General features: G+C 48.7%; 23 protein-coding genes and 1 pseudogene. 6 read left to right on the forward strand and 18 right to left on the reverse strand.

All coding sequences use genetic code 11. The features are described from left to right. Positions 1–30: 30 nt before the first annotated feature. The 8 genes and pseudogenes from HW447_RS18340 to HW447_RS00930 all read right to left on the reverse strand — a co-directional run. Positions 31–199: pseudogene (locus tag HW447_RS18340) on the reverse strand (nuclear transport factor 2 family protein); the annotation flags it as partial. A gap of 108 nt (positions 200–307) precedes the next feature. After that, a complete protein-coding gene (locus HW447_RS00900) occupies positions 308–1,207 on the reverse strand; it encodes a dihydrodipicolinate synthase family protein (RefSeq protein ID WP_176253731.1) in 900 nt (299 codons plus the stop codon). Positions 1,208–1,237: 30 nt separating this feature from the next. After that, the gene (garR, locus tag HW447_RS00905) at positions 1,238–2,128 is read right to left on the reverse strand and encodes a 2-hydroxy-3-oxopropionate reductase (protein ID WP_176253435.1); all 891 of its coding nucleotides are present in this window, start codon (positions 2,126–2,128) and stop codon (positions 1,238–1,240) included. Between the two features lie 52 nt (positions 2,129–2,180). Then, positions 2,181–3,518 (reverse strand): ABC transporter substrate-binding protein, encoded by a 1,338-nt coding sequence (locus HW447_RS00910; protein WP_330588930.1) that lies wholly within the window; start codon positions 3,516–3,518, stop codon positions 2,181–2,183. 26 nt (positions 3,519–3,544) lie between these two features. Then, positions 3,545–4,891, reverse strand: coding sequence for an ABC transporter substrate-binding protein (locus HW447_RS00915; protein WP_176253436.1), 1,347 nt, complete (start codon positions 4,889–4,891; stop codon positions 3,545–3,547). 26 nt (positions 4,892–4,917) lie between these two features. After that, positions 4,918–5,766 carry a carbohydrate ABC transporter permease gene (locus HW447_RS00920; protein ID WP_176253437.1) on the reverse strand — a complete coding sequence of 283 codons (849 nt, stop codon included), beginning with the start codon at positions 5,764–5,766 and terminating at the stop codon, positions 4,918–4,920. Positions 5,767–5,772: 6 nt separating this feature from the next. Continuing rightward, a complete protein-coding gene (locus HW447_RS00925) occupies positions 5,773–6,702 on the reverse strand; it encodes a carbohydrate ABC transporter permease (RefSeq protein ID WP_176253733.1) in 930 nt (309 codons plus the stop codon). Between the two features lie 20 nt (positions 6,703–6,722). After that, positions 6,723–7,943, reverse strand: a complete 1,221-nt coding sequence (locus HW447_RS00930) for an enolase C-terminal domain-like protein (RefSeq protein ID WP_243176168.1) — start codon at positions 7,941–7,943, stop codon at positions 6,723–6,725. 201 nt (positions 7,944–8,144) lie between these two features. Between HW447_RS00930 and HW447_RS00935 the strand changes: the two genes are divergently transcribed. Together HW447_RS00935 and HW447_RS00940 are read left to right on the forward strand one after the other, a co-directional pair. Then, positions 8,145–9,101: a LysR family transcriptional regulator gene (locus HW447_RS00935; RefSeq protein ID WP_176253438.1), complete on the forward strand. Its 957-nt coding sequence runs from the start codon at positions 8,145–8,147 to the stop codon at positions 9,099–9,101. Beyond that, the gene (locus HW447_RS00940) at positions 9,098–10,027 is read left to right on the forward strand and encodes a LysR family transcriptional regulator (RefSeq protein WP_176253439.1); all 930 of its coding nucleotides are present in this window, start codon (positions 9,098–9,100) and stop codon (positions 10,025–10,027) included. Before HW447_RS00935 ends, HW447_RS00940 begins: the two co-directional genes overlap by 4 nt. 7 nt (positions 10,028–10,034) lie before the next feature. Here the strand turns inward: HW447_RS00940 and HW447_RS00945 are convergent, their stop codons facing one another. Further along, positions 10,035–10,475, reverse strand: coding sequence for a MerR family transcriptional regulator (locus HW447_RS00945; RefSeq protein WP_176253440.1), 441 nt, complete (start codon positions 10,473–10,475; stop codon positions 10,035–10,037). A gap of 127 nt (positions 10,476–10,602) precedes the next feature. On the opposite strand from HW447_RS00945, the gene HW447_RS00950 reads away from it, so the two are divergent. From HW447_RS00950 to HW447_RS17860, 3 genes are read left to right on the forward strand one after another with little or no spacing between them, the layout of a single operon-like run. Continuing rightward, entirely contained in the window at positions 10,603–11,571 is a 969-nt protein-coding gene (locus tag HW447_RS00950) for an alpha/beta hydrolase (protein ID WP_176253441.1), read from the forward strand. Between the two features lie 22 nt (positions 11,572–11,593). Continuing rightward, positions 11,594–11,881, forward strand: coding sequence for a hypothetical protein (locus HW447_RS17855; protein ID WP_207714788.1), 288 nt, complete (start codon positions 11,594–11,596; stop codon positions 11,879–11,881). 12 nt (positions 11,882–11,893) lie between these two features. Then, positions 11,894–12,265, forward strand: a complete 372-nt coding sequence (locus tag HW447_RS17860) for a dihydrofolate reductase family protein (RefSeq protein WP_207714789.1) — start codon at positions 11,894–11,896, stop codon at positions 12,263–12,265. A 110-nt stretch (positions 12,266–12,375) separates the two neighbouring features. Here HW447_RS17860 and HW447_RS00960 read toward each other — a convergent pair whose 3' ends face one another. From HW447_RS00960 to HW447_RS01000, 9 genes are all read right to left on the reverse strand, one after another. Beyond that, positions 12,376–13,287, reverse strand: a complete 912-nt coding sequence (locus tag HW447_RS00960) for an amidohydrolase family protein (protein ID WP_176253442.1) — start codon at positions 13,285–13,287, stop codon at positions 12,376–12,378. 2 nt (positions 13,288–13,289) lie between these two features. Next, positions 13,290–14,543 carry a peptidase T gene (gene pepT / locus HW447_RS00965; RefSeq protein ID WP_176253443.1) on the reverse strand — a complete coding sequence of 418 codons (1,254 nt, stop codon included), beginning with the start codon at positions 14,541–14,543 and terminating at the stop codon, positions 13,290–13,292. A 241-nt stretch (positions 14,544–14,784) separates the two neighbouring features. Beyond that, positions 14,785–16,098, reverse strand: coding sequence for a bifunctional phosphoribosyl-AMP cyclohydrolase/phosphoribosyl-ATP diphosphatase HisIE (hisIE, locus tag HW447_RS00970; protein ID WP_176253444.1), 1,314 nt, complete (start codon positions 16,096–16,098; stop codon positions 14,785–14,787). Beyond that, positions 16,085–16,825, reverse strand: coding sequence for a 1-(5-phosphoribosyl)-5-[(5-phosphoribosylamino)methylideneamino]imidazole-4-carboxamide isomerase (hisA, locus tag HW447_RS00975; protein WP_176253445.1), 741 nt, complete (start codon positions 16,823–16,825; stop codon positions 16,085–16,087). Before hisA ends, hisIE begins: the two co-directional genes overlap by 14 nt. A gap of 13 nt (positions 16,826–16,838) precedes the next feature. Continuing rightward, a complete protein-coding gene (hisB, locus tag HW447_RS00980; RefSeq protein ID WP_176253446.1) occupies positions 16,839–17,426 on the reverse strand; it encodes an imidazoleglycerol-phosphate dehydratase HisB in 588 nt (195 codons plus the stop codon). 1 nt (position 17,427) lies between these two features. Next, positions 17,428–18,726 carry a histidinol dehydrogenase gene (gene hisD, locus HW447_RS00985; protein ID WP_176253447.1) on the reverse strand — a complete coding sequence of 433 codons (1,299 nt, stop codon included), beginning with the start codon at positions 18,724–18,726 and terminating at the stop codon, positions 17,428–17,430. Further along, positions 18,723–19,364 carry an ATP phosphoribosyltransferase gene (gene hisG / locus HW447_RS00990; RefSeq protein ID WP_176253448.1) on the reverse strand — a complete coding sequence of 214 codons (642 nt, stop codon included), beginning with the start codon at positions 19,362–19,364 and terminating at the stop codon, positions 18,723–18,725. Before hisG ends, hisD begins: the two co-directional genes overlap by 4 nt. A gap of 24 nt (positions 19,365–19,388) precedes the next feature. Beyond that, on the reverse strand, positions 19,389–20,654 hold the full coding sequence (hisZ, locus tag HW447_RS00995; RefSeq protein WP_176253449.1) for an ATP phosphoribosyltransferase regulatory subunit: 1,266 nt from the start codon (positions 20,652–20,654) through the stop codon (positions 19,389–19,391). A gap of 96 nt (positions 20,655–20,750) precedes the next feature. After that, positions 20,751–21,302 carry a Holliday junction resolvase RecU gene (locus HW447_RS01000; protein WP_176253450.1) on the reverse strand — a complete coding sequence of 184 codons (552 nt, stop codon included), beginning with the start codon at positions 21,300–21,302 and terminating at the stop codon, positions 20,751–20,753. Positions 21,303–21,506: 204 nt separating this feature from the next. On the opposite strand from HW447_RS01000, the gene HW447_RS01005 reads away from it, so the two are divergent. Further along, complete coding sequence (locus HW447_RS01005; RefSeq protein WP_176253451.1) at positions 21,507–22,637, forward strand: DUF362 domain-containing protein; 1,131 nt, start codon at positions 21,507–21,509, stop codon at positions 22,635–22,637. Positions 22,638–22,758 lie beyond the last annotated feature (121 nt).

Here is a 22,758-nt window from a genome sequence, read left to right on the forward strand (position 1 = left end):
TCGCGAATAATTATACAACACATACAGAGTTTAGGCAACCGTGAGTTGAACCACAAATGTCCCAATCCGTTTATCTATTCTCCATTGAGGAACAGCCCCAATCATCAGCCCAATACTCGTCCATTGACATAATTTTGTCATTTGCTGTTCTAATAAATGACGTTACGTGAAACGAAACACTCCTATCTTTTGGGTAGACGGATGACGGATGCCAAAAATCCAGCAGAGCACAATGAAACTAAAAAAATATAGACCAGACCATACGAATATGGTTCCGGTCTATAATATTTCATACACAATATGCGGATCAAATCAGCCCGGCTGACTTCATTTCCTTCTTTATCCTGTCAAGCACTGGTCCCTCAGGCGTTGCAAGATTCGGCTTATAGGGAAAGCCGATTTCTCTTCTCCGCAGGTTTGCCATATCCTTTGCCGCTACAGGAAAACTTGCCCCGTCCATGGACAGACGGACGGGATTTAGTTTAAACTGAGCCTCCAGAGAACCCGCCAGGTCCCCGGCCACAAACTTATTATATACATCCGTGATCAGTTCCGGCATAAAGTTGGCCGCTGTGCAGACGCCGCCCACTGCCCCGTGGCATAGGGAAGCGTAAAGAAGGGTGTCCTTTCCGCCAAATACCTTAAAATCCACATCCCGGTTCCTGCGTATGAACTCTGCCGTCTGGGTGATATCTCCGCTGGTATCCTTCATTCCCACAATATTTTCCACCTCATGGGCCAGACGTTCCACTAGGTTTGCTGACATAGTATAGCCTACGCGTCCTGGATTGTTGTAGAGCAGCACTGGAAGCTCCGGTACGCTCTCTGCAATGGTCTTAAAATGCAGGAACAGCTCAGCCTCTGTCGGCTTTAAAAACATGGGCTGAAGGATGGAAATGCCTGCTGCACCATTTTCAAGGGCCATCTTTGCCAGACGGCAGCATTTCTTTGTACTGATTGCACCGATGCCAAAGTATACGGGGACGCGGCCTGCGGCCTGGTCTTCCATGATCTTAAGCCCCCGCTTCATTTCATCCTCTTCTATCACATAAAACTCGCCGTTGCTGCCAAATGCCAGGATCCCCAGCACGCCTCCCTCGATGACATAATCAACCTGCTCTCTCAGCTTTGCCTCGTCAATCCGTTCTTCTTCATCAATAGGGGTAAGAATCGGTACGATTACACCTTTCATAAATTCTGTATGGATCATTTTCGTCTGCCTCCTGAAGGATGTCTTTTATTTGCCCGGGGTTACGGTAACACCGGATATTTTTTCATAATATTTTACAATGCTGGAGTGATCCTCCCTGTCGCAGCCTTCTGATTTTAAAAACTGCATGATCTCCATCATCTGGGCGGTCAGAGGAGCCGGTGAACTGATGGCATGGGCTGCATTTAAGGCATTGTTCAGATCTTTGATATGGAGTTCAATACGAAATCCCGGCTTAAAATTCCTGGAGAGCATCATAGGTGCTTTGGCATCCATGACCGTAGAACCGGCCAGACCTCCCCGGATTGCCTGATATACAAGCTCCGGATCCGTTCCAGCTTTTTTTGCAAACGCAAGCGCTTCGGATACCGCCGCAATATTGATGGCAACTACCATCTGATTTGCCAGCTTTGCCACGTTTCCAGATCCAAGTTCTCCTACATATACCACAGAACCGGCCATTGCCATCAGCATATCGTAATATTGGTCAAACAGTTCTTTCCTTCCTCCCACCATCACAGACAGCGTTCCGTCAATGGCCTTTGGCTCTCCCCCTGAAACCGGCGCATCCAGCATTTCAATTCCGTATTTTGCACACTCTTCACCGATCTTTTTGCTCTCTGTTGGGTCAATGGAACTCATATCGATCAGCACTGTTCCAGGCTTTGCTCCCTCTGCAATACCGTTTTCACCCAGCACAGCCGCCCTTACATGGGGAGAATTGGGAACCATGGTGATCACAGCTTCCGCCTGAGATGCCACGTCCTTTCCGCTTATGCCGGCCTTTGCGCCGCAGGATACCAGATCCTCTACCGCTTTCCTGTTAAAATCATAGACAATTAGCTCGTAGCCTGCCTTTATCAGGTTCTTTGCCATTGGTTTTCCCATAATTCCTAATCCAACAAATCCAATTTTCATAATATTTTTTCACCTTTCCTGTCATTAAATATTTAAACTGTGAACGGCCCTCTTAATTTCCAAGGCATTCATTCACACCTTTTATCAGCTCAGCCGCAGCCTCTGCCGGCTCCTTTTCACGGGCGCTCAGTTTTCCAAATACCTTGTAATACACTCCATCGGGATTGGCCTGCAGATCGGGATTTTCAAACTTACTGTCAATGGAAAATTTACAGTGGGAAATAACGGCCTCGTTTGATTCCTTTGCCAGTTCATCTCCGATATTTTTCTCATCCAGAAGCTTTACCGCCGCCATGGAACAGGGGATTCCCCGTTCTGTACCGCAGATTTCTACCCCCTCCGGGTCATTTAGGAGAAAGTCGATCAGCATAGCCGCTTCTCTGGGATATTTGCAGGTAGAAGGGATGGCAAATGCCTGTGCAATCTTTGTAAATCCGCCGTTATAGTCCCCAAACTGGATAAAATCACCCATTACCATTTCCTGGCCTGGCTTGTCCACACTTTCCTCCAGCGCATCAGACATTTTCTTGGCGGAGCTGTCCCAGGTATAGATACCTGCATATTTTCCGTTGATCCACTTGGCATTTTTATCTATGGAGTCGGACATATCGCCGTCCAGAACAGCCAGGGTCGGGATCACATGGGCATCCTCCAGCTGGTTCATAAATTCCATTCCCTCTGCGATCTCCTCCTTAGTGTACTGAAGCTGTCCATCCTCTACCCACGGCTTGTTGTAAACCGATTCGAGATAGTAAACCATAAAAATCATACGGTCATATGCCTGAAGCACCAGCGGATATGCATCCTCATCATATGCCTTAAAGGCCGCTCCTGCTGCAAGCAGGGATTCCCGATCGAAAGGGATCTGGCAGCCCACCTCGTCAAATGTGGTTTTATTCCAGTAAAACAGACGTCCTGTCAAGGAAACAGGCACTGCCATCAGCTTTCCGTTTATGGTGCAGGAATCCAGACTTTCCTGCGGAAACTGGGACAGATCCAGCTCATCGCTGTATTCGTTTAAATCTATAAATGCATTGCCGCCCTGGCCGTAAGAGTCCAGCCATCCCCAGTTGATCTGCATTACATCTGCACCATTGCCGCCGCTTAAATTCAGGGACTGTTTCTGCTCCCAGCCGTTCCACGCCCCGTATTCTGCTTCCACTTTGATATTGGGGTATTTCGCCTCAAAAGCAGCAATAGCTTTCTCTGTTGCCTCATGACGGCTGTCGCCGCCCCACCAGGAGAAACGGATCTCTGCCGTCTCTCCCCCTGTACCAGATGAGTCTGACGCACTGCTTGAAGCCGTGTCTGCGGATCCTCCGCATCCGGCCAGTGCAAGCGCTGTGACGGTTGCTGCTGCAATGGCCGTTAGTGTCTTTGTCACATTCATGGTATCCACCTCATTTTTGAAAATGATTAAGGATTCTGCGCAGCCGACAGCTGCTCGTTGATTCCATCCATAAGAATTTTTGCACACTCCTGCGCATCCGCCTGCTTATAGCTGAGCATCTGCTGGGTAAGGAAATAGGTTCCATCTGCATTCTTCAGCGGGGCGCGTTCAAAAACAGGATCAAATTTAAACTGCGTCCATGCCGCCATTTTTTCATTTTCAGCTGCCGCAACACTATTGGAAAGATCCAGATATGTAAGAGCTTTCTTATTTGCCGGAACACCGCGGGTATCTGATAGAATCTTCACACCTTCCTCATCACCAAGCAGGAACTGGATCAAGGCCGCAGCCTCTGCCGGATGTTCGCTTGTCTTTGGAATCGCGAATACCATAGATGCTTTTGACATACCTCCATGGTAATCTCCCATATTTATAAAATCTCCTCCTGTAAACTCAAATCCTGAAGCCGCCTCTTTATGTTTCAGCAGATTGCTGTCCCACATATAAATTCCTGCGTAATGTCCGTCAATCCATTTCTGATTTGTATCAATCAGTTCCGAACCATCTCCAGCCAGTGTTTCCAGAGTAGGGATCACGTGCTTATCCTCCAGCATATTAAGAAATTCCATTCCCTCCTCAATCTCCTCCTGACTATACTGGAGTTCATTATTTTCCACCCATGGCTTGCCATATTTACACTGCAGGTAATATACCATCAATGTCATTCTGTCTAATTCTTTTACTACCAGCGGATAATAACTCCCATCCTCATAAGATGCAAACTTTTCTCCAGCCCCATACAACTCATCCAATGTGGTCGGAATTTCTGCGCCGACTTTATCAAATACAGTCTTATTCCAATAGAATACACGACCGGTATTGCTGACCGGAAGCGCCTGAAGCACGCCATTGGTTGTAAAGAAATCAAGATCTGTTTTATCATATGCAGTCAGATCAATCACATTAGAAAGGGAATTAAGGTCTGTGAACATTCCACCCTCAGGAGAATAATTAAATACCCAATCCATATTCAGCTGAATCACATCGGCCGCTGATCCCGATTTTAATGCCAGTGCCACCTTCTCCTCATGGCCTGTAAAGGATTCGTATTCTGCCTCTACTTTAATATTGGGATATTTCTTTTCAAAGGCCCGTATTGCTTCCAGCGTTGCCTTATGCCGGTTGTCGCCGCCCCACCAGTTCATACGCAAAGTGATGGGATCCGTCGTATTTACTTTAAGATCCGCCGCCGCTGCCGTTGACGTTTCTTCTTGTTTCGTATCTGCCGGAGCCGTTTGCGTAGGCATACAGCCGACCAGAGAGCCTGCTATCGCACAGGCCAGCGTTCCTGCCATAAATTTTCTCTTTTTCATCGTAATCCCTCCATACATTATAATTTTTACCCTTTCACGCCTCCGGCAGCAATCCCATCCACAAAAGAGTTCTGTGCCGAGAAGAATACAACCAGTGACGGAATAATCGCTAACAGTGACATAGCCAGTACGCGGTTCCACTCAAATCCCACTTCCGCATCCATTGACATACGCAGGAAAATAGATACTGGGAATTTGGCAACAGTGTTTACATAGATTAACGGCCCCATAAAATCATTGGATGCCCACATAAACTGAAACAGTCCGCAGGATACGATTGCCGGTTTCAGCATGGGGACCAGCACGTACCATAACGTTTTCATGATACTGCAGCCATCGATCTGCGCCGCTTCCTCCAGTTCCTTGGGGATTCCTCTCTGGAACTGGATCAGCATATATACAAAATAGGTATCACCCGCCAGAATGGACGGCACAACCAACGGCAGATAGGAATCCAGCCATCCAAGCTCATTAAACAGGATATACTGAGGCACATTCAGTACAACCTGGGGCAAAAACAGGGTAGACATTAAAACCGCAAAGGAAAACTTTTTTCCAAAAAAATCAAATCGTGCAAAGCCGTAGGCTGTGATCGTTGCGGAAACCAGGGTAACGATCACCTTTGGAAGAACAATCTTGTACGTATTTGCCATAAAATGCAGCAGCGTCATTCCCTCATATCCCGCAAATCCTTTCACATAACCGGTAATTACCGGATTTTTCGGAATGAAGCCTACACTGGAAAATATTTCCGAATTTGTTTTAAAGGACGCCCCCACCATCCAGATCAGCGGATACACCATAATAATCCCCACCGCAATCAAAAGGACATATCTAAGAAATGTGCCAATCGTCCGTTTCTGTTCTCTGGTCATTTTCTGCTACCTCCCATCCTCATCGCTGTAATACACCCAATGTTTTTGACTGATGAACGCAACAGCAGTAAACATCATAATAATCAGAAACAGCAGCCACGCAATAGCGCTGGCCATACCCATGTCATAGGACTTGAACGCATTGTTGTAGACCAGCAGCGAAACCAGTGTGGTAGAACGCAGGGGGCCGCCCTGAGTAATGATAAACGGGCCGTTAAATTCCTGAAACTTGTTGCACAGCTGAGTGACGAAATTATAAAAAATAACCGGTGTGATGAGCGGTACGGTAATGCTTATAAACTGCCTCCACTTTCTCGCCCCGTCAATAGAGGCCGCCTCATAAAGATCTTCTGATACGCCTTTAAGTGCTGCAAGGAAAATAACCATCGGAGAGCCGAACTGCCATACCTTTAAAAGCACAATCACCAGAAAGGAACCGTTGGGATCTCCCAGCCAGTTAAACGGCTCCACACCAAACCGGCCCAGGATCATGTTTACCAGTCCTTCTGTTTTAAACAGAAATTTCCACAAAACAGCAATGGAAACCGACCCGCCCAGAATGGACGGAATATAGTACGCAGTCCTGAAAAAATTGATCCCTTTCATCTTATAATTCAGAATATAAGCAATAAACAGTGCAAATCCCAATTCCAGCGGTACCGTGCATACCGCATACTTAAATGTGACCCAAAACGCCTTCATGGTCAGGCTGTCATTTAGAATGCTTATGTAATTTCCAAGCCCCAGAAATTTAGGCTGGCGGAACAGATTATAATCATGAAGGCTGTATACCATAGATGTGATAAAGGGATACAGCTTAAACACCGCAAAACCGATCCACCACGGAATAATCAGAGCCAGCCCCACATTCTTTTTCCACCAGCTGCGTCCGCCGGCATGAACCGCCCTTTCCCCTGCATTTTTCTCTCTTGCCATTTTCATTCCCCTCTTCTCCCTTACGCCTTCGGCGCATAAAATACCTGTCTGCTCTCCATAAGCCCGTCTTTTTCCAGTTTCTCCACATCCATCCTGGGGGCGATTCCCGGTATTTCCTGGCTGCAGATGATACGCCCGTCCCTCTCCTCCGGTTTATACAGCGTATATTCTCCCACCGGAACGGTAATGGGTTCATGGAACTCAATCCGCTCATTTTCCCCATAGAGACAGCCGAAAATAGCATTCAGATAGATACGTCCCCCAGAGGAAAATACGGCTTGATGCTCCCTGACCAGATCCCGAATGGTCAAAAGGTCGTCGATCCTCGTCATCCGTCCTATGGAGGGCTGCACATGATCCACCCCTTTTTCCAGATAAATCTCGTACATATAGGAGATTCGCATGGACTCACCAAAGGCGATCGGCACAGGCACTCCCATTTCCTTTAATCGGCGGATACCGTTAAAATCATTGGAGTGAATGGGTTCTTCCAGCCATTCCAGATTATAAGGGGCTGCCATCTGCGCAAAACGGTATGCTTCCTCTACATTCCATCTCTGATTGGCATCTACCGCTACCCCCACAGAAGGGCCTACGGCCTCCCTAACCTTTTTTAAGCGGCGGATATCCCGCTCCATGTCGGTTCCGTCTCCGCTCCCTACTTTAAACTTAACCGTCCTGTACCCTTCTGTTACATACCGGGTCATATCTGCCACCAGTTCATCATCCTCTAAAAGCAGAGAACCTCCTCCCTTATAGGCCGCCGCCCAGTCTTTTTCTGCCCCCAGGAAACGGTGCAGAGGCTTCGCTGCCCTCTGAGCCAGAAGATCCAGCATCATCAGGTCAAGCTGTCCTACCTCCACGGCCTTCTCGCTCTGGAATCCAGCATTGCGCACTCTCCAGTAAAGCGTCTCTCTCCAGTCATTATAGCTTTTTGTCTCTCCGGTCAGGATCATGGGCAGGATGTCCGCCGCAAAGGCCGGGCCGACACTTAAGTGGGCACAGCCTCCCTCCTGATCATAAAGCTCCATGCATCCCCTCTCTGGAGCAAATTTTCCCATCCCCCCGGTTCCATCCTTAAAAGGTTTTGGAAGCGGGATCGGACGGAAACTGTAAAAGACCGCCCTGGTGAATTTTATCTTGTCCTTAAAGTCAAACCTCATTTTCCTGATCCTCCATTCCATTTCGGCAATATTGTCCCCATCGTTTTGGTTATGGATATTTCCAATCAAATCACTCATTATGCCGTCATTTTTTCCTGTTTTATTCATTTCGTTCCTGATTTACTATTAAAATATCACACAATATCCCCGTCAACAATATCCACTTTTTCATTCAATACATATCATTTTGGTTAATCTTTAATTGACGGCTGGCATTCCCATATGTTACATTATCCTTACCTTGTTAAATATGCCATGCAAAAAAGGAGCGATCGTCCCATGAATACACGACAATACAACTATCTTCTGACCATTGCCGACTGCGAAGGGATACTTGCCGCCTCCCAGAAGCTGGGGATTACCCAGGCGGCTTTGAGCAAATTTCTGGCCGAGCAGGAACGGATTTTGGGGGTTAAGCTTTTTGTACGTTATAAACGGCGGATGTACCCCACTCCTGCCGGTCAGATCTATCTGGATGCAGCCCAGAAAATCATATCTGTAAAAAACAGCACCCTACAGACCGTAAATCGTCTCACCTGCGGTTCCCGTGCGCCCATCCGCATCGCTTCCACCCCGTACCGGGGTGCGGAACTGTTTGGCCGGGTATTCGGACGTTTTTCTGCCATCTATCCTACCATAGATCTCTCACTGGAGGAGATCTATTCCTCTGCCCAGGAGGAGGAAATACATCGTAAAAACGCCGACTTTGCCTTTGGAGTGAACCTTCATACCGCCTATCAGGATGTACGAAACCTCCCCGTATGCAGGGAGGAGCTGATACTGGCGGTTCCTGCCTTTCATCCCATGGCAGACCTGGCAAAAAGAGACCGCCTTGTATCCGTCTCCATCCAGTCCTTTAAGGACACGCCCTTTGTACTTCCCGGACGGAAAAACAATATCCGCATCGTAGCGGACCAGCTGTTTGAGGACGCAGGCTTTGTGCCGGTTATTGTTTTTGAGTCCGGTAATGGAATGACTGTAGACGCCATGATACGCCGGGGAGCCGGAGCCGGCTTTCTCCCCATGCGCTATCTGAAGCCAGAGCCGGAATTAGCCTGTTTCCGCCTGGATCCGCCATGCTTTGAAATATCCTATATCCGCTACAGTGCAGACCGGGTACTTACTGCCCCGGAACGCTGCCTGTTGGGAGTCCTGATCGAGGAGCGATTGAAAACCAGCAGTCAGGAGCTGATTCCCAGCCCGGAAATTGACTCATTTTTGGAGGAATTGTCATGAAAAAACCAGAAGAAATTGAACTTGATACAAAGACGCTGCGTTTTATCGTCGCAATCGTAGATGAAGGCGGTCTCTCCAGGGCAGCTGAGGCTCTCTATCTGTCACAGCCTGCACTCTCCCGCTATCTGAAGCGGGCCGAGGAAGCTTTGGGGACGCCTGTTTTTTACAGGGAACACAGTGGTCTGACCCTAACGGCTGCCGGAAAAGTCTTTATCAATGGCGCCCGCAGTATGCTCCATCTGGAACAGGAAGCGCTGCAGCAGATCCAGGCATCCAGACAGGACCGCTCTGCATCTGTCTCCATAGCGGCCCAGAGCCTCTTTCTTCCTTTTCTGGATAAAGCGGCACAGGGAACCTTTAAGGAGCAGTACCCTTCTGTCACCATCAAGCTGACTGAACAGAGCGGCAGTCAGGTGCGAAACCTAATAAGCAACGGAACCGTAGATTTGGGCTTTTTTATGGGAGAGCCATCAGAAACTCCCTATTTTTCCCAGGAATGTCTCTTTACGTCCCGGCTGGTATTCTGCGCCGCCCCCAAGACGCTGGAGCGAATCCCCATCCAGAAGGAGGGCTTTCATCTGAGCCATTTCGCGCAGGAGCCTATGATGATGGGACTTGAAAATACGTTTCTATGCAAGCGCCAGAGCCGCCTGTTTATGGAGTCAGGCATATCTTCCCCCAATATCTGCGCAAGAGGGCGCCTGCGCGTACTGACTGACCTGCTTCATCTGGGATACGGAAATGTGATCCTGCCCCAGGAAGCCGCAGCGATCCCAAAAGAGCGCATATTCTCCTTTGACCCGCCGGAGCTCTACAGCTGCATGGCAGCCTGGTGCCAGGGACGCCCTCTGACTGCTCCTGCCCTGGCTTATTTAAACGCCGTAAAAGAGCGGATTATGGACGGCGAATGGACAAACGCCCGATAGCAGCTGTTTAGAATTTATGGGCATTGTTGTAGGCCAGCAGGACTTCTTTGGGCATATCTTCTAATCTTATGGGGATAAGGCGGTTTTCATTGCCGTCTTTGATCGCCTGCTCATAATACCAGCATTTAAATTTGAGCATATCAAGAACGCGTTCCATGCGTTCTATCTCATCTTCCACATTTTTCTTTTGCTCTAAAAGCAGTTCTCTGCGTTCTTTATACGTTTTGCTGCCCTGCGTACATAGCTCCATAAACTGTTTAATCCCTTTGATTTCCATACCGGATTTTTTCAAACACTCAATGACCCGGATTGCTTCTATTTCTCTTTCATCAAATTTGCGAATACCGGAGGTTCGTTTTATATTTGGGAAAAGTCCCTCCTTATCATAATATCGAAGCGTGGAAATGGGGAGGTGAATCATTTCAGATACTTGACCGATTGTATACATTTTTTCTCCTTTGGTGTTAGAAAATTCAAAAATATACTTGACCTAAAGTCAGGTTTAGGTTGTATGCTGTGATTATAGCAATCAAAAAATGACTTGTCAATTTGCAGCAGGAGGTTTGAAAACTTTTATGGAAGAATTAAAATTAACATCTGAGTGGGACAAAACGTTTCCCAAAAGTAATATGGTAAACAGCAGAAAAGTTATGTTCCGTAATCGGTACGGAATTATGTTGGCTGCCGATTTATATGAGCCAAAAACAGCGGCAGGCAGGCTTCCAGCGATTGCCGTCTGCGGACCATTTGGCGCTGTAAAGGAACAGTCGTCTGGATTGTATGCGCAGAAATTAGCGGAAATGGGCTTTCTAACGATTGCGTTTGACCCTTCTTTTACAGGCGAAAGCGGCGGATTTCCGCGTTACGTTGCTTCTCCTGACATCAATACGGAAGATTTCCAGGCAGCCGTAGATTTCTTATCTGTTCAGGAAAATGTGAATCCCGAACATATTTGCATCATTGGTATCTGCGGTTGGGGCGGAATGGCAATCAATGCAGCGGCAATCGATACCCGTGTGAAAGCAACGGTTGCTGTTACAATGTACGATATGACCCGTGTTACGGCAAAAGGCTATTTTGACTCTGAGGACAGCGAGGAAGAACGATATCAGAAACGTGCAGCAATGAATTGCCAGCGAACTGTTGATTTTAAGAACGGGGAATACAAACGGGCTGGAGGGGTTTGTGACCCATTGCCGGAGGATGCCCCTGCTTTTTTAAGGGATTATTATGACTATTATAAAACAAACAGAGGGTATCACAAAAGGTCATTAAATTCCAATGACGGCTGGAATATGACCTCTGCTCTTTCCTTTTTGAATATGCCAATTTTACAATACAGCGGCGAAATTCGCAGTGCAGTATTATTCGTACATGGAGAAAAAGCACACTCCTGCTATTTCAGCAGGGACGTTTTTTCAAAACTGACCGGTGATAATAAAGAGCTGATGATTATTCCGGAAGCGGTTCATACTGATTTGTATGATAATGTTGATATAATTCCATTTGATAAAATAGCGAAGTTTTTACAGAGAAATTTTTGATGTGAATGAAGGAGAACGAATAATGAACAGACCATATATTATAAGCCATATGATGACATCCCTTGTCGGACGGATTGACTGCGGTATGACCGCAAAGCTTCCGGGCGTAGAGGAATATTATGCAGCGCTTAATAAACTGAATTTAATAGCCACATTAAGCGGCAGAGTTACTGCTCAGTTAGAAATGGCCAAAAAGGGGGAATTCGAGGCAAAAAACAAAGAACCTCTGAACGCCGAAAAATTTTCAAAAAAAATAAGCGCAAAGGAATACAGCATTGCAGTTGATACAAAAGGCAGTCTGCTTTGGTAGGAGCACAGCGAGGTGCCTCTTATCATTATTACCAGCGAAGCGGTTGCAAAAGAATACCTTGCTTATCTGGATGAAAGAAATATTTCATGGATTGCCTGCGGCAAAGAGAGAATTAACCTCGCCAAAGCCATGGAAATTCTTGCAGAAGAATTTGGCGTAAAGCGTCTGGGGATTGTTGGCGGCGGGACTATCAATGCAGGCTTTTTAAACGAAGGACTGCTTGATGAAATAAGCATTTTGCTCGCCCCTGGCATTGATGGACGGAAAGGTATGACAGCCGTATTCGATGGACTTCCCATGGAAACGGAACCCATTTCTTTGAAATTGAAAAATGTTGCACAATATGACAGCGGAGCCCTTTGGCTACAGTATCAGACAAGGTAATACGAATGCTTCTCCTATGAGATGATGAGAAGTGATGCATAAACCAGGGACAGGCTGTCCTTTCGCCTGTCCCTGAAGGTCTAAAATATACCTATTCTGCTTTCCTGTCTCTACTGTCCCGTGTAGACCAGGTCGGCATTTTTGTACATGATCTGCTCCTTTTCCCCGCAGCTTAGCCCGTCCATCTCCAGCATCCAGCGCACATAATCGCTGTATTGGGCTTCCTTGAGGGCAGAGGGGGCGTCTGTGCCGAACATCAGCTTGTGGGCTCCGGCCAGATCTCTTGCCAGACGCACATACTCCGCCGCCCTGTTCCATGGATCCTGTACATCACGGCAGTTGTGCACTACACTGGACAAATCAAACCACACATTGGGAAGCGCCAGCTGGTCTAAGGCTGTCTTTAATTCCTCTTCCTGTCTGCCGCCTGGCCCCAGAAGATGGCACAGCACGAATTTCATTCCCGGATGGCGCAGAATCTCTTTGCGCAGCCCCAAAACCTGCCAGCTTTTACTTTTGCATTTTCCGATATCCACCACCATAACATGACCTCTGCTTTCAGCGTAGGAGAATGCTTCATCCATCCGCTCGCTGTCGATCCGAAAATCCGGGTGAACCGCCATCAGGCCGGAACCGGAGCTTACCTCGAATTTCTCAATTTTAAATCCCAGTTCTTCAAAAAGATGGCGGCGGATCCCCTCATATTCCAGAGAATAGGGATCATAGCTGGCTGCTCCGATGAAACGGTCCGGGTATTTTAAAACAGCATCCCAGGTATAATGGTTCTGAAAGCCATAAAAATTCCCCTGAAGGAGCACAGCTTTCTCTACACCATTGGCATCCATTACCTCAAGAAGCTGCTCCGGACTGACTCCCTCTGTGCCAAACTGTTCCGGGATCATGCGTACGGTCTGTCCATTGGCATAGCGGGCCATGCCTCCTCCTATGCTGCGCAGCTCACCGCCGGAACCGGTTCCTGCGATGTACTGAACCAGATGGGCGTGACAGTCAATGATCTTCATGTTCATTCCCCCTTTACCTTCACAAACCGCTTTGCGATCCGGATCAGCAGTTCTGTAATGGTTTCCATGGACTCTGCACAGATATATTCATACTTTCCATGGAAATTGTGTCCGCCGGTACAGATATTGGGGCAGGGAAGGCCCATATAGGACAGGCGCGCGCCGTCTGTGCCGCCGCGGATGGGGACGATCACAGGCGCAATATCCAGTTCTTCCATTGCGGCTTTGGCCTCGTCAATCAGGTACATATACGGCTCAATCTTTTCCTTCATGTTAAAGTAAGAATCCTTTACATAAACCTCAGCAGCACCTTCTCCGTATTTCTGGTTCATAAACGCGCCAGCGGCTTTAAAAAGTTCTTTTTTTCTTTCAAATTTTACTCTGTCATGATCCCGGATGATGTATTCCAGCTCTGCCTCTTCCACGTTTCCCTCCATGCGGTCCAGATGGAAAAAACCCTCGTAGCCTTCCGTATACATCGGGTTTTCAAATACCGGCAGAAGGGACTGGAACTCCATTCCCATTAAAAGGGCGTTCTTCATCTTTCCCTTTGCGCTGCCCGGATGGATACTGGCTCCATGGAGCCTCACACGGCCGGAAGCGGCGTTGAAATTCTCATATTCCAGCTCCCCGATGGCTCCGCCGTCTACCGTATAAGCCACATCCGCTCCGAATCCGACCACATCAAAGCGATCTGCCCCGCGTCCTACCTCCTCATCCGGAGTAAAGGCGATACAGATCTTTCCATGTTTTTCCTCCGGATGAGCCAGAAACCATGATGCCATGGTCATAATCTCTGCCACACCCGCCTTATCATCAGCCCCTAAGAGGGTCGTTCCGTCGGTGGTAATCAGCGTCTGGCCCTTATAGCGTTTCATTTCCGGAAATTCCTTCACAGAAAGCCAGATAGAGGCCTCCTTATTTAAGCAGATATCCTCCCCATCATAGTTTTCTATGATCCGTGGCTTTACATTCTCACCAGAGAATGCCGGCGCTGTATCCATATGGGAAATAAAACCCAGGGCGGGAGCTGCTGCTCCTTCTTCCAGATTTGATGGAATCATGCCGTAAACGTATCCGTTTTCATCCTCTCTTACCTCTGATACGCCCATTTCACGCAGTTCCTCTGCCAGCATACGGCCTAAAACCCGTTGTTTCTCTGTGCTGGGCATCTGCTCCTTATCATCTGCGGACTGGGTATCAATGACTGCATAGCGCAGAAAACGTTCTGCTGTCTGTGATAGATTCTGTGACATCCTGCTGCCTCCTTGTGTAATGTGTACTCATTATTCCATTATAGTGTGCACAACGGTTCCTTCATAAACGGGAAAATGGAACTTATCTCCGTGCGCTCGCCATATAGTTTACATAAAAACATTATGTAAACTATATAATATAAATCCCATACTTTCCCATAAAATGAATCGGGGATAGTATACCATACTATCCCCCTGATGTCCAATTCGCCGTTTTCTCTGTTCTCTGCCGTCGTTCTTCCTATCGGTTTGCCAGCTCGTCTGTAATCTCTTCCCAGGTCATGTCCTTCTGAGCCATGAGCACCATCATATGATACAGAAAATCTGCCATCTCGTATTTGATTTCCTCAGGATCCGGGTTTTTGGCCGCAATCACAATCTCCGTACATTCCTCGCCCACCTTCTTAAGGATCTTATCAATGCCCTTGTCAAAAAGATAATTCGTATACGAGCCTTCCTTTGGATGCGCCTTCCTGTCCAGGATCACCTGGTACACATCCTCAAAAACCCCTAACGGATTCCTGTTCTTATATTCCTTCTTTGCCAGTTCTCTGTAAAAACAGGAGCGGTTGCCCGTATGGCAGGCCCCTCCCACCTGCTCCACCTCTGCCAGAAGGGTATCCTCATCGCAGTCGATCCGCAGCTCCTTTACATACTGGAAATGGCCGCTGGTCTCGCCCTTTATCCAAAGGCACTGACGGCTTCGGCTGAAATACGTCATCTTTCCTGACGCCAGCGTCCATTCAAAAGCCTCCTCGTTCATATAGGCCAGCATAAGCACCTCTTTATTCCTGTAATCCTGGACGATCACAGGAACCAGACCGTCTGCCCCCTTCTTTAGATCCCTCCACTGAAATGCTGGCTGTAACGTATCCAGAAAAATCCCGTCCGCCTTTAACTGCTGCTTGATCTCCATGGATGCCCCTATCCGGTTCTCATCAAGGGCCAGGATAGCTCCCGCAGTCTCAGGACAGCCAAGGGACGCTTTTAGTCCTTTTGCCTGCTCTTTAACCTCATCTGCCGCGCCTGACGCCGTCAGGCAGATACCGGGGCAGTGACGGAAGGCCTCCATCTCCTCAAGGGACGGCGTCTGCCCTGCGATTGGGATCACAAAGCCGCAGGCTCCCAGCTTTGCAAGACTCTGGGCCTGTGCCGTATAGGAAAGTTTTGGCAGATACGCATATATTTTTTCCCCGCCAAACCGCTTTGACGCATCCTTGATCAGAGCCTCATTTCCATCTGCGCCCATATCCAGAAACACAGCTGACGCCCCGGCATAAAGATATTTCTTTACGTCCTCCAGCCGCTTCACCCGTCCGCCGGCAATCACAGGTGCATCAATCTTCCTGCAAAGCTCTCTCAATGTATGAAGCATTGCCTCATGATCTGCCTCAGATACAGAACGGTCATAGATAAACAGGCCGTCTGCACCGCTTTCACAGCCGGCACTTCCCAGTTGTACAAGGTTCTGTCCGTATATTTTTCTGCCGTCCCAGCTGCAGGCCCTCCCTTCGCTGTATCCCAGACCGATGATCAGCTTTTTATACTCCGCCATAATCGTTCCTCCCTTCCAGACGCCTTACGGCCTCTGCTAAATCGATCCGGTTCTCATAGAGGGCTTTCCCGATGATCGCCCCCTTGATTCCGGCCTCATATAAGGCCTGCAGATCCTCCATGGACGAAACGCCGCCGGAAGCGATCACATCCAGCCCCGTCTCCTTTGTCAGCGTTTTCGTAGCCTCCACATTAGGGCCGGAAAGCATACCGTCTCTGGAAATATCCGTATAAACAATGTGCTTTATTCCATAATCTCTCATCCGCTGTGCCAGCTTTAGGGCCGTAACCTGGCTGATCTGTTCCCAGCCCTGGACAGCCACATTTCCGTTTTTCGCATCGATCCCGGCCACGATCGCCTCTGCCCCGAATTTCTCTGCCATGTCCCGTAAAAATTCCGGCTGCTCCACCGCTTTTGTCCCAATAATCACCCGTTTTACTCCCAGGGAAAGCATATTGAAAATGGCTTCCTCTGAGCGGATGCCTCCCCCGATCTCCACCGGGATACTCACCGATGAAACAATCCGGCGGATGGTTTCTTCATTGACAGAATGGCCCGCCAGCGCTCCGTCCAGATCCACCAGATGAAGAAACGTGGCGCCCTGCTCCTGCCATTTGCAGGCCACTTCCTCCGGGCAGTCGGAATAAACGGTGACATCTTTAAATTCGCCCTGTCTTAACCGGACACATTTTCCATTTTTCATATCGATTGCGGGATATAACTGCATAAAATCCTCCTTTTTACAGGCTGCCCTTGGTAGAAAGCACATCCTTCAGCCGCGGGTCATATGAGGTTGCTTCATCTAAGGCCCTGGCAAAAGCCTTAAAGGCCGCCTCGATGATGTGATGGTTATTGCTGCCGGACAGCTGCCGCAGATGAAGGTTCATTTCCCCGCCATAGGAGACGGCATAGAAAAATTCCCGGATCATCTCTGTCTCCAGATCTCCTACCCGCTCCCTCTCCAGGGTCAGTTCAAAGGACAGCCAGGGCCTTCCGCACAGATCCAGGGCACACAGCACCAGGGAGTCATCCATGGGGAGAATCTTTGAGCCATAGCGGGCGATCCCCCTTTTATCTCCCACCGCCTCCCGGATCGCCCGGCCCAGCACGATTCCCACATCTTCGATGGTATGATGGGTATCCACCTCAAGATCCCCCTGCGCATGAAGTTCCAGGTCAAAAAAACCGTGGCGGGCAAAGCTGTTTAACATATGGTCGAAAAATCCGATTCCTGTGTGGATATCCGCCTTTCCCCTTCCATCTAAATTAAGGGTCATGGATATCTTTGTCTCATTGGTATTTCGCGTCATCACTGCAATCCGTTCCATCTTACTCCTCCTCTTCAAACCGCACCCGGATAGAATTGGCATGGGCCGTCAGCTGCTCCGCCTCGGCAAAAGCCTCGATCTCCTTATGGGCCTTTTTAAGCGCCTCCTTTGAATAGTAAATGATACTGGATTTTTTAACAAAATCATCCACACCCAGGGGTGAGAAAAACCGGGCTGTCCCATTGGTTGGCAGCGTATGATTGGGGCCTGCAAAATAATCTCCCAGGGGCTCTGAACTGTATTCTCCGATGAAAATGGCTCCGGCATTTCGGATCTTAGTCATCACTTCAAAGGGACGTTCCGTCACGATCTCCAGATGCTCCGGAGCAATGCGGTTGGCCGTCTCAACCGCCTGCTCCATGGAATCCGTCACCAGGATATATCCGTAATTATCTAAGGAACAACGAATAATATCCCTCCTGGAAAGCTGTTCCAGAAAGCTGTCCGCCTGTTCTGATACCTGTTCTGCAAGCTCCATGCTGTCTGTCACCAGAATGGCGCTTGCAAGCTCATCGTGCTCTGCCTGGCTTAAAAGATCCGCAGCCACATATCTGGGATCTGCCGTTTTATCTGCGATAACCAGGATCTCGCTGGGACCTGCGATGCTGTCGATGCTCACATGGCCGTACACCGCCTTTTTTGCCAGGGCTACAAATATATTTCCAGGACCTACGATCTTATCCACTCTGGGAATGGACTCTGTTCCAAAGGCAAGGGCGGCAATAGCCTGAGCGCCTCCCGCCTTATAAACCTCGTTGGCTCCTGCCAGATGAGCCGCTATCAGGGTTACAGGATTCACCTTCCCATCCTTTCCCGGAGGCGTCACCATAACGATCCGCTCTGCACCCGCCACCTTTGCCGGAATAATATCCATCAGCACGGTTGACGGATAGGCAGCCTTCCCTCCCGGTACATAGACGCCCACGCTCTCTAAGGCAGTTACCTTCTGCCCCAGGATTGTTCCGTCCGGCTGGGTGTCAAACCAGCTGTTTTTAAGCTGTTTTTCGTGATAGCGGCGAATATTTTCCATGGATTTTTTCATCACAGCCAGCAATGCCGGATCCACTTCCTTCATCGCCTCCCGGATCTCCTTTTCTGTGACCCGGATGGAGGCAGGATTCATTGCTGCTCCATCGAAACGCCGGGTATATTCAAACAGGGCTGTATCCCCCTCTTTTCGGACCTGCTCTACGATCTCCCGTACCGTATTCTCATATTCCCCGTAGTTGTTCGGATCTCTCTTTAACAGATCCGTAAGGATATCTTTCATGGATGTATCATCTAAGGCAATGATTCTCATTTCTCTCCTGTCCTTTCCAGAGCTCTGATGATCTTTGTGATCCGCTCATGTTCTGTTTTCATGCTCACCTGGTTTACTACCATACGGGCCGACAGGGGACAGATCTCTTCCAGTACCGTAAGTCCATTTTCCCTTAAAGTAGAACCGGTTTCTACAATATCTACGATCACCTCCGACAGCCCTACAATAGGCGCCAGTTCAATAGAGCCGTTGAGCCGGATGATCTCTGCAGTCTGGTATTTCCGGTTGTGAAAATAATCCCTGGCAATATTGGGGTATTTTGTCGCTACCCGGATTAACTCGTGATGCTTTAGCCGCTCCCCTGCTGATTCCGGTCCGCAGACGCACATCCTGCACCGGCCGATCCCCAGATCCATCACCTCATAAAGCTTTCTTCCTTCTTCTAAAATAGTATCCCGGCCTGCAATGCCTATATCGGCGGCCCCATACTCTACATAGGTGGGAACATCCGTGGCCTTGGCCAGAAAGAAACGAATCCCCAGCTCCTCATTGGCAAAGATCAGCTTTCTGGAATCCTTATCCTTCATCTCCTCACAGGATATGCCGATTTTTTCAAACATCTCCATGGCCCTAGCGGCAAGTCTGCCCTTGGCCAGAGCGACAGTCAGATATCTCATGTTCTTACCTCCTTACGGATCTGTTTATTGACAGGCGGACAGCAAAATCTCATCCACATTTCCCGTCAGAGTGTCAAAAGCCGTGACAAACGAGCGATTGTCTTTCAGATAGAGGATATTTCTCAGACGGCGTTTCCTGGCCATGTCTTTGTAATCCTCAAACGTCTTTCCCGGAGCCCGGCTCACTGGCTGCACCGGACGGTCCTGTGAACGGAAAAGGCGGCTTAAGCAGACAGCATTCTCTCTGGCCTCCGGTTCATAGAGGATCATTGTCGCTCCAGCAGTTAAAGGCACATCGATCTTCTGTCTTAAAAGAGCCGCCATAAGCTGATCTACCACAATGGCGAAGCCCACCGCCGGGGTATCCTTTCCAAACTGCATCAAAAGCCGGTCATACCGGCCTCCCGTAACGATATAATCTCCGGTTCCATATGTATAGGCCTTGAAAATAATGCCTGTGTAATACTGAAATCTGCTCACCATGCCAAGATCATAGGAAACGCAGTCTGCTACTTTGTATTCCTCTAACAGCGTGTGAACCCGTTCCAGCCGTTCAATGGCCTTTAAAGCCTTCTCATTGGCTATAAGCACCTTTGCCCTGCGAATCTTTTCGATATCACCGAAGGTTTCCGTAGTCTTTAACAGCGCCTCTTTTAAATCCTCCCGGATGGAATGGGTCTTTAAAAACGCCTCGGTGCCAAACCGGTTCTTGTTTTCAATCAACCGGTCCAGTTCCTCCCTATCTTCTTCCTCCAGCCCCGCTTCCTCTGCCAGGCTCCTGTAAAATGCCGCCTGTCCCAGTTCCACCTGAAACTCCTTTAATCCGGCGGCTTTCAGACAATCCACCGCCATGGCGATGACCTCTGCATCCGCATCCGGCGAATCATCTCCCAGAAGCTCCGCCCCTGACTCCGCCCGTTCTTTTAAACGCCCCCGAAAACTGGTATTATTAGTAAAGGTTCGCTCCAGATAACAGAACCTCAGAGACAGTTCGTCATCCATAAAGTATTTTGCCGCGCACCTGGCTACTGCAGGAGTCATATCGGGCCGCAGCACCAGCATATGGTTATCCCTGTCAAAAAAGCGAAACATCTCTTCTGAAGCCACGCTTCCCCGATCCTCATTAAATATATCCGCGTATTCAAAACTGGGCGTCTGTATATGCTCACAGCCATAGAGGTACAGGGTGTGAAGGATCTTTTCCTGCACAGCCAGTTTCCTGCGGCATTCTTCGCCGTAAATGTCCCTGACTCCTTCCGGAGTGTGGATCAGCCTGTTTCGTTTTGTCATACCAATCGAACCTCCCTGTTGCAGCCTTTCACTTTATATTGGTAAAGTGATAATTCATTAACGTGATCACTATTATAAAGGCAAATGAACCGCCTGTCAATCTTTTTTATCATTCTGCTGATGGTACTCCAGATCCTTTGCGATCATCTCCAGATAATGAACCAGCATATCCCGATAGGCTCTGATCCGCCAGGAATGGTCGATCTCCTCATAAGTAAAGCTTTTTCGTCCCCCCGCCTCCATCCGTTCCCAGAACGACTTTACCTTCTGAAAAGGGAGGTAATACATCTCATCCAGTCCAGTATAATACAGAACAATAAAGGCGATCCCTCCCTGAGCTTCAAACTCATCCATAAACCGGATCTGATGGGGATGAATGTTCTGAAGGGGAAACGTGGTCGCGGCGCACTCCTTGGCATCAAAGCACACCGGAATCCCCTGGACGGCCCCAATATAGTCTACGGTACTTTTCTGGTCAAAATATGCCAGGGTGATATGGCGGCTGGCCTTATCAATCTGGATGGGCGTGATCGGCGTGGGGATCTTCTGGATCAGCGCCAGTTTTTTCTCCCGGTAGCTGTCGTTGGTGCGGTTGATCAAATCCTCCAGGGTAGATCCCCGAAGCCCTCTGGTATTCCATGTTCCCATAATTATGTCATTTCCTTTCTGATGTCTGTCTGCCGAATGCTTTGACATTCTTCCTGTAATTTAAGTATATCAGAGGCAGAGACGGAGGTAAAGACAGGAAAATCCTTGTGAAAATCCCATAATTGCCATTTGCCTCCCTTTGTTCTATAATGAAAATGAAACTGTAAACACTTACATAAAAATAAAGGATTACGAGGTGACACGATGAACCCATCAAACGTTTATTTTACTGATTTCCATACCGTTGCCTTTGGCGACAGCCTTCCTGTAAAGCTAAAGAAACTGATCAGAAAAGCCGGAATTGAGAAGCTGGATCTGGAGGGAAAGTTTGTAGCCATTAAGATGCATTTCGGGGAACTGGGCAATATCAGCTACCTGCGGCCCAACTATGCCAGAGCCGTGGCCGATGTGGTAAAGGAACTGGGCGGAAAGCCATTTTTAACCGACTGCAACACCATGTATCCCGGCAGCAGAAAAAACGCCCTGGAGCATCTGGAGTGCGCCTGGGAAAATGGGTTCACCCCTCTGACCGTAGGATGTCCCATTATCATCGGCGATGGCCTTAAGGGTACGGATGACATAGATGTTCCGGTACAGGGCGGCGAATATGTAAAGACGGCAAAAATCGGCCGGGCTGTTATGGATGCGGATGTATTTATCAGCCTGACGCATTTTAAAGGCCATGAAATGACCGGCTTTGGCGGCGCAATCAAAAATATCGGCATGGGCTGCGGCTCCCGGGCAGGCAAGACGGATCAGCACAGCAGCGGCAAGCCCCATATCACCCCTGACCTCTGCCGCGGCTGCTGCAGATGCCAGAAGGAATGCGCCAACAGAGGCCTTGTCTTTGACGAAGAGACAAGAAAAATGCACGTAGACCAGGACAACTGCGTAGGCTGCGGACGCTGTCTGGGCTCCTGTAATTTTGACGCCATCTCCTTTGACAATGATGCGGCCAATGAGCTTTTAAACTGCCGCATGGCAGAATATACCAAAGCCGTGGTAGACGGACGGCCTAATTTCCATATCTCTCTGATCGTAGATGTGTCCCCCAACTGTGACTGCCATGGAGAAAACGATATTCCTATTCTCCCTGATATCGGTATGTTTGCCTCCTTCGATCCTCTGGCTTTGGATCAGGCCTGTGTGGATGCCTGCCTGGCCGCCGCTCCCATACCCGGAAGCCAGCTGGCAAATAATATGGCCAAAAAAGACTTTATCGACCACCATGACCATTTTCGCAACTCCACCCCTGAATCTGAGTGGAGAAGCTGCCTGGCGCACGCAGAGAAGATCGGACTGGGCTCCAGAGAATATAATCTGATTAAAATGTAGACAGGTTCCGGCATAGTGCCAAACCAGCTCCGCCAGATATAGCCGTAATAAAAATAAGCAAAAACCGCAGAGCGGCATAGCCTTTGGCTATGCCGCTCTGTCTTAAAATATTCCGTCATTT

The sequence above is a fragment of the Enterocloster alcoholdehydrogenati genome (assembly GCF_013282095.1).
Lineage (GTDB): Bacteria > Bacillota > Clostridia > Lachnospirales > Lachnospiraceae > Enterocloster > Enterocloster alcoholdehydrogenati.